At 65.2% G+C, this 9,955-nt stretch carries 7 protein-coding genes, 2 pseudogenes and 1 riboswitch; of the genes and pseudogenes, 8 read left to right on the plus strand and 1 reads right to left on the minus strand.

Annotated features, from left to right (window positions below):
- Window positions 1–27: 27 nt before the first annotated feature.
- Window positions 28–1,710, minus strand: a complete 1,683-nt coding sequence (locus CWO89_RS15355; protein ID WP_130579635.1) for a thiamine pyrophosphate-binding protein — start codon at window positions 1,708–1,710, stop codon at window positions 28–30.
- A 186-nt stretch (window positions 1,711–1,896) separates the two neighbouring features.
- On the opposite strand from CWO89_RS15355, the gene CWO89_RS15360 reads away from it, so the two are divergent.
- The 8 genes and pseudogenes from CWO89_RS15360 to CWO89_RS49540 all read left to right on the plus strand — a co-directional run.
- The gene (locus CWO89_RS15360; protein WP_165421169.1) at window positions 1,897–3,375 is read left to right on the plus strand and encodes a xylulokinase; all 1,479 of its coding nucleotides are present in this window, start codon (window positions 1,897–1,899) and stop codon (window positions 3,373–3,375) included.
- A 1-nt stretch (window position 3,376) separates the two neighbouring features.
- Entirely contained in the window at window positions 3,377–4,570 is a 1,194-nt protein-coding gene (locus tag CWO89_RS15365) for a CaiB/BaiF CoA transferase family protein (RefSeq protein WP_165421170.1), read from the plus strand.
- A 271-nt stretch (window positions 4,571–4,841) separates the two neighbouring features.
- Window positions 4,842–5,771: a sugar ABC transporter substrate-binding protein gene (locus tag CWO89_RS15370; protein ID WP_165421171.1), complete on the plus strand. Its 930-nt coding sequence runs from the start codon at window positions 4,842–4,844 to the stop codon at window positions 5,769–5,771.
- A gap of 45 nt (window positions 5,772–5,816) precedes the next feature.
- Window positions 5,817–6,830, plus strand: a complete 1,014-nt coding sequence (locus CWO89_RS15375) for an ABC transporter permease (protein ID WP_130579639.1) — start codon at window positions 5,817–5,819, stop codon at window positions 6,828–6,830.
- Complete coding sequence (locus CWO89_RS15380) at window positions 6,827–7,735, plus strand: CoA transferase subunit A (RefSeq protein ID WP_130579640.1); 909 nt, start codon at window positions 6,827–6,829, stop codon at window positions 7,733–7,735. The genes CWO89_RS15375 and CWO89_RS15380 overlap by 4 nt, the downstream gene beginning before the upstream one ends.
- Window positions 7,732–8,550: a hypothetical protein gene (locus tag CWO89_RS15385; protein ID WP_130579641.1), complete on the plus strand. Its 819-nt coding sequence runs from the start codon at window positions 7,732–7,734 to the stop codon at window positions 8,548–8,550. Before CWO89_RS15380 ends, CWO89_RS15385 begins: the two co-directional genes overlap by 4 nt.
- 26 nt (window positions 8,551–8,576) lie before the next feature.
- Window positions 8,577–8,776: riboswitch (cobalamin riboswitch) on the plus strand.
- 496 nt (window positions 8,777–9,272) lie between these two features.
- Window positions 9,273–9,485, plus strand: a pseudogene (locus CWO89_RS49535) (TonB-dependent receptor plug domain-containing protein); the annotation flags it as partial.
- A 110-nt stretch (window positions 9,486–9,595) separates the two neighbouring features.
- Window positions 9,596–9,955, plus strand: a pseudogene (locus CWO89_RS49540) (TonB-dependent siderophore receptor); the annotation flags it as partial.

The raw sequence follows: 9,955 nt of genomic DNA on the forward strand, positions 1-9,955 counted from the left end.
CGAAGCCGCCGCACCCGGCTGCAGGCCTCAGATCGGATCCTTCCAGACGTTCTCGCTCCCGTCGATGCGGACGTCGATCAGGTAGAAGCGGCCGGAGGCCTTGCCTCGTGCAATCGCGTCGGCCAGATCGCCGGGATTGGCAACCTTCTCACCGTCGCCGCCCATGCACTTGGCGATGCCTGCATAGTCCACGTCGCCGAAATCGACGCCGATGTAGCGCTGGCCGTGGAAGTGCAGCTCTTCCTGCTTGATGTTGCCGTACGCCATGTCGTTCATCACGATCAGCGTGAACGGCGCCTTCTCGCGCACGGCAGTCTCCATGTCGCCCATGCTCATGCCGAGCGAGCCGTCGCCCACGACGGCGATGACGTCCTTGCGCGGTCCCGCAAGCTTGGCGGCGATCGCAGCCGGCAGACCGAAGGCCATGTTTCCGTAGCCGACCGGCTTCATGTAGGCGCCGGGCGTCTTGATCGGCAGCATATGCGTCCAGACGCCGGGGTTGCCTGCATCGGCAACGATCACCGTGTTCGCGTCGATCGCCGCGCCAAGCGTCTGCATGACCCATTGCGGCTTGATCGGCCGCGACGTCGCGTAGGCCGGAGCGAAGACGTCCTTGCGCCAATCCTCCCGCAGCCGCCTGGCCTGAGCGAGCCAGTCCGCCCGCGCGGCGGCATTGGCCGATACCTTGCCCTGCAGCGCCGCCGCGAGCCGCCGCAAGGCATCGGCGGCGTCGCCGATCACGCCCACCGCGACCGGGTAGTTGCGACCGACGATCGCCGGATCGAGGTCCACCTGCGCGATGTTCCGGGTGAGCGGCAGCGTCCAGCGCGAGGTCGACGCTGCATTCATGCTGTTGCCGACGACAAGGATGCAATCTGAGTCCTGCAACAGATGCTTGGAAACCTTGGTGCCGAAGCGGCTGCGCGGGCCAAAGCACAGATCGTGGTCGCCGGGCACGGCGGAGATGCCATTGAAGCTCGTCACGATCGGCGCACCGAGCAGTTCGGCCAGCTTCAGCGCGGCCTCGCCGGCCCGCGCGATGATCGCGCCGCGACCAAGCCACAGCACCGGTTTCCTGGCGGCGGCCAGCGCCTGGGCAGCCGCCGCGATGGAGGCTTCAGGAGCGACCGGGCGCTCGTTGAAGCGGTAATTTTGCGGCTCGATCGGCTCGAACGCGATCTCGCCGCCCTCAACCGCATCCCGGGCGAAATCGAGGAGAACGGGGCCGGGATTGCCGGTCGTCGCCACACGGAAGGCCTCGCGCACAGCCTGCGGAATGCCCTCGCTGTCCGGTACGAAGCGGCTCAGCTTGGTGAACTGCCGAAACAGCGTGATGTGATCGGCATCCTGGTTATCGTCCTGGCCGATATGCCGACGCCGGTTGTTGCAGGTAATCACCACAACCGGGCTTGAATCGCGGTGTGCACCGCCCACGGCAGTAATCAGGTTGGTGGCCCCGGGGCCGGTGGTCGCGAGGCAGACGCCGGGCTTGCCGGTCAGGCGACCGTAGGCGTCGGCCATGTGTGCGGCAGCACGCTCGTCGCGCGTCGTGATGAAACGGATGCCGGGCTCGTCGTAGAGCGCGTCCATGATCGAGAGCGTTTGGCCGCCAGGCACGCCGAAGATGAATTCCACGCCCTCGAGCTTGAGGCATTGGATGACCGCGCGTGCGGCTCCGATCTTCGCTCGCGCGGGCTGTGAAGTCGTCATCTGCTGCACTCCTGACTGTCTTTGAGGTCTGCGGCCGCCTTGGCCATGGCAGCGACGCGTAGCAGAAAAAAACGTTTTCGGAAATCGTTTTTTGTGTCTTTATGCCAGTACGCTAAACCGACGTACGGGATCCATGAATTTTGCCTGCCTCTCCCGCCGCCATCACCTTCACAGGATCGGTTCATAATGCGGGGTGACCTGATCCTCGCCATCGACGCCGGCACCAGCAGCACGCGGGCCACACTCTTCGACGCGACCGGCGTGCGGCTTGCCCATGCCAGCCGCCCCTTCAGCGTTGCGCTTCAGGCGTCGTTCGCCGAGGCCGATCCAACGTCGCTATGGGCAGCGGTCGTCGAAACGGTCCGCGACCTCCGGGTTGATGGGGCGCGCATCGCCGCGATCGGCGTCACTGCCGCGATTGGCATGGTGCTCACGGACGCGCATGGGCTGCCGCTTGCGCACATCTGCACATGGCAGGACCGGCGCGCGACGCGTGAAGCTGCCCTCATCGAGAACCGGCTTGGCGCCGCAACGGTCTATGGCATCTCCGGTCGCCGGATCGCCCCCGAGCTGACCGGGCCGCTGCTGCTGTGGTTCCGCGATCACCGGGCCAACGTCTTCGCCAAGGCGCGCCTGATGCTGACCATGAAGGACTGGCTGCTCATGCGCCTTTGCGGCGAAGCCGTCTGCGACCCTGCGGGCGCTTCCTATTCGCTGTTGTTCGATGTCGGGCGGGGGGCCTGGAGCCAGGACTTGATCGCAGCGCTGGAGCTGCCGCGCGACCTTTTTCCCGAGATACGCGACGGCACTGCGGTCGCCGGCCGGCTGACCTGGGACGCGGCGAGTGCTCTCGGGCTGCTGGATGGAACATCGGTGGTGGTCGGCGGCCCTGACGGCACCGTGGGCGGAATGGGAGGCGGCATGGTCGAGCCCGGCATCGCCGTCAACGTCATGGGCACCACGGACGTCATCTTCGCTTGCGCCGACCAGCCGTGCTTCGATCCGGATCGCCGCCTCGTCCTCAATCGCTTTCCCGTTGGAGAAGCCTGGTGCGTCGGCGGTCCCATGGCGGCCACCGGCGGCGCGGTCGCATGGCTTGCCGGCGTGCTCGGCGCCGACTTGCCGACGCTGACGGCCGAAGCCGCCGCGATCGCAGCCGGCAGCGACGGCCTGATCTTTTCACCCATGCTGGCGGGTTCGCGGACCCCGCGATGGGACGTCACCGAACGCGGCGGCCTGACGCGACTGAGTTTCGAGCACGGACGTGGACACCTGTTCCGCGCCGCGCTCGAAGGCGTAGCGGTTGAGGTCGCAGAGGTCTTCGATGCGCTGGCGGCCGCGGGCATGCCGGTGCGCGAGATCCGCGCCGTCGGCGGTGGGGCCGAGTCTTCGCTGTGGCTCGAAATTCGTGCCGCCCTGCTCGGCAAGCCGCTCATCGTACCGGAGGTCGCCGAGGCTTCCGCGCTCGGTGCCGCCATGCTGGCAGCCGTCGGCGTCGGACTCCATGCGGACCTCCGGGCGGCCAGCGCCGCGATGGTTCGAATCCGCGAGAAGATCGAACCGGCGCCCGATGCGATCGCCGCCTACGCTCATCTCAAGAAGCAGTATCTCGCCTACCGCCAACACCTCGACAGACTTCCGGTTCAGGAAGCAGGAGATCTTTGACATGTTCAGTGCGCTACAGGGATTGAAGGTCCTCGATGTGTCGCGCTTCATCGCCGGCCCGTTCTGCGCGATGCAGCTTGCGGATCACGGTGCAGACGTCGTCAAGGTGGAGCGCCTCGACTCGGGCGACGACACCCGCGAGAACGAGCCGAAGCTCGGCGGCGAGAGCGTCTATTTCATGACGTACAACCGCAACAAGCGCAGCTTCGCGCTCGATTTCCGCAAGCCTGAGGCCCAGCAGGTGCTGCGCGAGCTCGCCGGCAAGGCCGACATCCTGATCGAAAACTTCCGTCCGGGAACGATGGAGCAGATGGGCTGCGGCTGGGAGGCGCTGCACGCGCTCAACCCGCGGCTCATCATGGTGCGCATCTCGGGTTTCGGGCAGACCGGGCCTCTCTCGCAACGACCCTGCTTCGACGTGATCGCGCAGGCGACGAGCGGATTGATGGAGCTCACCGGCGACCCGAACGGGCCGCCAACCATGGCCGGCACCTTCGTGGTGGATTACACGACCGCGCTCTACGCGACCATCGGAGCGCTCACCGCTCTTGCCGCCCGCGAGCAGACCGGCAAGGGCCAGCTCGTCGAGGCCACGTTGCTCGAGAGCGCAGCCAGCCTGCTGATGACGGCGATCCCGGAGCAGGCTGTCCTCGGCCGCAGCATGAGCCGCCAGGGCAACCGCGACCGCTACACATCACCAGTCAACACCTTCAAGGGATCGGACGGCGCCTGGGTGCATATCGCCTCCGGCACCGATCCGCTGTTCCAGCGCCTGGTCACCGCGATGGGACGCGAGGACCTGCTGCAGGATCCGCGCTTCGCCACCGTCAAGGCGCGCGTGGCGAACGCATCGGCGATCGAGGCCGAAGTCCAGGCCTGGGTCAGCAGACACACCGCCGACGCCGTGGTCGAGGCCATGGACCGCGCCGGTGTGCCCTGTGCGAAGGTCTCCACAATGGCAGACGTGGTCGAGAACCCCCAGCTCAAGGCCCGCAACCAGATCCTGACGGTCGATCATCCACGCGCCGGCGCATATCCGACACACGGGATCACGGTCACGTTGCGCGAGACACCGGGCGCCGTGCGCCGACCTTCCCCTCTCGTCGGCGAGCACACAAGCGAGGTGGCTGCCGAGTGGCTCGGCTGGCCCCGAGAACGCTGCGATGAGTTGTTCGGAAAGCGCGTGATCGGATGAGGGGCTTACGGCGCCCGCGCTGGACCTCGGATGCCGACGAAACATTCGGCCCCGTGGCGCCATGCTGCGCTGGCCGACCTGCCCGGAACAGCGGTCTTAGCGGTTGACCTTTGCGAGAGGGCCTGATCAAGTAGTGTGCAGAAACGTTTTTCGGAAATCGTTTTCGGAGTAGCAGCCCTACGGCGGAAACGTTCTGGGCCGATGCCCCCGCCAAGGGCCGGCCCTTATCGGGAGGGACTACATGTTCGCTATACGCTGGCTCAAGGCACCCATGCTCGCGCTGGCCGCGGCCGCCGCGGCGATGCCTGCACAGGCACAGGACAAGATCACCATCGGCGCGATCATCTACTCGCGTGACTCGCAATACTGGCAGCAGATCGAGCGCGGCATGCGCGACGCGGCCGCGAAATACGGCGCGACGATCACGTTCGGCCTCAACCAGCGCAAGCTGCCGACCGAGGGCCAGGTGATCGAGGACTTCGTCACCCGTGGAGTCGACGTGCTGATCATGCCGCCGCTCGACAAGCAGGGTTCGGTCGCGTCCGCCCGCCGGGCCAAGGACCGCAACATCATGGTCGTCGAGTACGATACCAGACTCGAGGATGCTTCGATCGCCAGCCACTCGATCGGCGTCGACAGCCACGAACTGGCCGCCGCGGTCGGCAAGGAGCTGCGCAAGTACCTGGAGAGCAAGGGCGGCCAGCCCTCGATCGGCATCATCACGCTGCCGCCGATCAACGCCAACATGCAGCCCCGCCGTCAGGGCTTCCTGTCCGCTCTCGAAGGCTTGAAGTACGAGACCGTCGCCGAGGTCAGCGGCGCCACGCCCGAGGAGGGCGCGAACGGCCTGGAGAACATCCTCCGCCGCAAGCCTGACACCACGGCCATCTGGGCCTCCAACGCCGGCACGCTCGCCGGAGCGGCAGCCGCAGCGCGCCGGGCCAACACGCAGACCAAGCTGTACGGTATCGACATGAGCCAGGATCTTGCCCAGATGCTGCTCGACCCGTCCAGCGCGGTGGAAGCGATCGCCGACCAACAGCCTTACCGCATCGGCTATCTGACGGTTGAAACCGCGGTGAAGGCCAAGCGCGGCGAAAATCAGCCCCGCTACGTCAACGTGCCGGTGAAGCTCTACACCAAGAGCGATCAGCAGCCGGTGAAAGAATATCTGGACCTCGTGCGCTCGTTGTCCAACTAAGGCGCGAAGTTCCTTGGAGCCCCTCGAATCTTCCTGCGAGAACTCATGTCCATGAACAGCACGCTCGCCCAACCTCGCGAAGGCATCAATCCTGCGCGATTAAAGGCGGCCCTGGCCTCCTGGCGCGCCGAGATCGGCGTCGGCATCGCGCTGGCGGTACTCATCATCTACTTCTCGGCGACGGCTTCGAATTTCCTGACCGTGGCCAATTTCGCGACGCTTCTCACCCAGACTTCGGTCGTCGCGATGATCGCGGTCGGGATGACGATGGTGATCATCGCAGGTGAGATCGACCTGTCGGTGGGAGCAACCGTCGGCCTTGCCGGAACCGTGATGTCGCTCCTGGTCGTGAAACTCGGCTGGTCGCTCGTGACCGCAAGCGCACTCGCAGTCGGCATTGCAGTCCTCATCGGCGCCTTCATCGGGGCGCTGCGCGTGTTCTGGGCGATCCCGTCCTTCATCACGACGCTGGGGCTGCTGTCGGCGCTGCGCGGCGTCGCGTTCTACGTCAGCGACGGCCTCACCATCGGGCCGATGCCGAAGGCGCTCGACAGTCTATGGTATGGCTCCGTTCTCGGGCTGCCCACTCCGGTCGTTCTCATGGCCGGCACGATCGGACTTGGTTGGCTGCTGCTATCGCAACTGCGCTTCGGGCGCCACCTCTATGCCGTCGGCGGCAACCCGATCACAGCCTCGCGCTACGGCGTGCCCGTGCGAGGCATCCGCATTGCCGTGTTCATCATTGTCCAGGTGCTCGCGGCGATCGGCGGCATCATGCTCGTCTCGCGGCTGAACTCGGGCAGCGCCACCGTCGGCGAGCACGTCGAACTCGACGTGATCGCCGCGGTCATCGTCGGCGGAACAAGCCTGAATGGCGGTTATGGTCGCCTTATCGGCACTGTGCTCGGCGTCATGTTCGTCGCCGTGCTGCGCAACGGCATGGTTCTCGCCGGCATCGACCCCATCGTGTTCCTGATCGCCCAGGGCCTCGTCATCATCCTCGCCGTCTGGTGGAGCATGCTCCGCCGGCAGCGCACACGTGCGGACGGATTCGCATGAGCAAAGCTCCACTTGCCTCGAAGTTGATTACCTTGGCGGAAGCCGCCGGACGCGTTCCCGACGGTTGCCGGCTCGCTCTCGGCGGCTTCGCCGTCTATCAGAAACCGATGGCCTTCGTGCGCGAGTTGATCCGCCAGGGCCGGCGTGACCTGACGATCATCGGATCCGCTCACTCCTTCGATGTCGACATGCTGGCAGGCGCCGGCTGCCTGAAGAAGGTCGAAACGTCTTATGTGGGGCTGGAGAAGCATGGCCTGGCACGCAACTATCGCCGCGCGGTGGAAGGCGGACGCCTCAAAGTCGTGGACTATCCCGAGATGGCCTGCTGGGACCGCTTCCGCGCCAACCAGGATGGCTTCGACTTCTGGCCGGCCAAGTTTCTGGGCGGCAATGATGTCGTCACCTACAACGACGAGATCAAGGAATTCCCCTGCCCCATCACCGGCCGCAGGCTGCACGCTTTCCCGGCGGCAAATCCCGATGTGGTGGTGATCCACGCCATCGCGGCTGACGAGCAGGGCAACATCGTAACGCCGGCGCGGCGGCTGCTGCCGCAGAGCGGCGACGTGCTCATGGCCCGCTCGTGCGAGCATGTCATCGTGACGGCGGAAAAGATCGTACCGAAATCCTTCATCAAGCGGCATGCCCGTTTCGTGGAGCTGCCCTCCTATCGGATCAGCGCCGTGGTGGAGGTCCCATGGGGCGCGCATCCGACGCCTACGCTGGGGCGATATCTCGCCGACGATACCCATCTCGATGCCTATGTGGCGGCCTCTGCAAGCGAGGGCACCTTCGCCGGATACCTTGATGATTGGGTCCGCCGGCCGGCAGACCATTTCGCTTATCTGGACAAGCTCGGCGCCGCCCAACTTTCCCGTCTCACCGATCTCGGAAGCCTTGCATGACCGCGCCCGCCACCCTCAACGAAACGCTCGCCGTCGCACTGGCGCGCAGCTTTGCCGATCGCGAGGTCGGCTTCACGGGTCTCCTCACGGGCGCCGCGGCGGCCCTGTTCGGGACCGGCATCCCGCTTGCGGCCATGGAGCTCGCCAAGCGCATGCATGCGCCGAACCTGACCATCCTGCTCGCCGGCTGCTACCACAACCCGGACTTCAGCGAGATCGACCGGCTGCCCGACTCGGAGCACAGCGCGATGCTGCGCGACCTGCCGTGCGAGTCCCAGATGGTCGACTATCCGGGCCAGTTCGTGCTCAAACGCGGCGATGTAAGCTTCGGATTCAGCAGTGCAGTGCAGGTGGACCGCGTCGGCAACATCAACAGTGTTTGCGTCGGCCCGCACGACCGGCCCAAGGTTCGCCTCGTCGGCCCCATCCTGCAGCCCGAGCACATGACGCTGTTCCGCCGCGAATATGTGATGATGCCACACCATGACCGGCGCAACTTCGTCGAGAAGGTCGATTACGTCTCCGGCGTCGGCTACCCGGGAGGGCTCGACGGGCGCAGGAAGCTCGGCCTTGACTGGGGCGGCCCCTGCATGGTCGTCACCCCCAAATGTCTTTTCGACTTCGACCGCGAGGCCGGGCACATGAAGGTCCGCTCGATCCACTGCGGTGTCAGCCGGCAGGAGCTGCAGGACGCCACCGGATTCGACCTCGGCGACCTTTCATCGATTCCCGAAACCGAGGCGCCGACAGCAGAAGAGTTGCACATCCTCCGCCGCGACGTGGATCCGCGCGGTGTCCTGATGCCGGCCCAATGACAGGATTGACTTCGGCTCAGACACCCCCGTAGATCACGAGTGACGGTTCCCCTCGACGGGGATCAAAAGGGAACGTGGTGCGGGACTTCTCCCCTAAGCCACGGCTGCCCCCGCAACTGTAAGCGGCGAATCTTTCGTCATACGCCACTGGGAGCCTCGGTCCTGGGAAGGCGACGAAAGGTTAGGACCCGCAAGCCAGGAGACCTGCCGTCAGCCGTGGTCACACGCGAAAATGTCGGTCGGGGAGTACAGACATTGCTTTCGCCCAGCGTGCCATAGGCACGTTCGAGCGAGACCTCGTTCGCTGTGACGTGCCACTGACGTCATACCGAGGCCTGCTCGTGCTCTCTATCGTTACTATCCCAAGGCAGCGTCATGCTGCGCTCGCGTTCGGATGCCTTCTCCCAATTGTGCTGCTCCACTCTTGTTCTGCAAAGGCCCAGCAGCCTGATTCGTCCCATGTCTTGCCTCCGGTCAGCGTTACCCAGCCGCAAAAGCCTCCGGCAAAGCGTCTCAATCATCAGCGTTCAACTTCCGCAGCGCGACCTGCGCGATCTCAGTCGAGCCGGAGCGCAGCGGCACGCAGTGCCGCGCCCTCGATCGCAACATCCGACACGCCATCGCCGACGCTGAGCCTGAACAAGCAGAACGCGAGTGGCAGCCGCCTCAACCTCACTCCACTGCAAACGCCCGCCAGCGTCGAAACGATCACCTCGCAGACCATCGCAGAACGCGGCCAGCATAGTATCACGGACGCGGTCACCCAGAACGCAGTGGGCTTTACCGCAAGCCCGGCCCCCGGTAATGGCGGCCTCTCGTTCAGCACACGCGGCTTCACCGGAAGCAATTCGGTGATGACGCTTTATGACGGCACTCGCCTCTATGTTGGTGCCGGAACCGTGACCTTTCCATTCGATACGTGGTCGGCGGATCGCATCGAGATCATGCGCGGGCCAGCCTCCGTTCTGTACGGCGAAGGCGCGATTGGCGGGATCATCAATGTGATCCCCAAAAACCCGTCACGACGCCCTACAACGATGCCGAGATGTCGCTCGATACCAATACGACGCGACGCATTGCAGTGGATAGCGGCGGCCCGATCAATCCGAACGTATCCTATCGCGTCAATGCCGTCGGCAACATGTCGAACGGTTGGGTTGACCGCGACGAGACATCGAATCTGGCGATCTCGGCCGCGGTGCGGGTCCAGGCCGCCGAAAATCTCGCTTTCACACTCTCGAACGACTACGGCAATCGAAGCCCCTCGCGCTATTTCGGCACACCGCTGATCAACGGCGCAATCGACGACGCGTTGCGGTTCAAGAACTACAACGTGCTCGACAGCGCGATCCGCTATCAGGATAACTGGAGCCAGTTCAAGACCGAGTGGGACGCGGCGGACGGG

This window comes from Bradyrhizobium sp. Leo170, from assembly GCF_004296405.1.
Classification (GTDB): domain Bacteria; phylum Pseudomonadota; class Alphaproteobacteria; order Rhizobiales; family Xanthobacteraceae; genus Bradyrhizobium.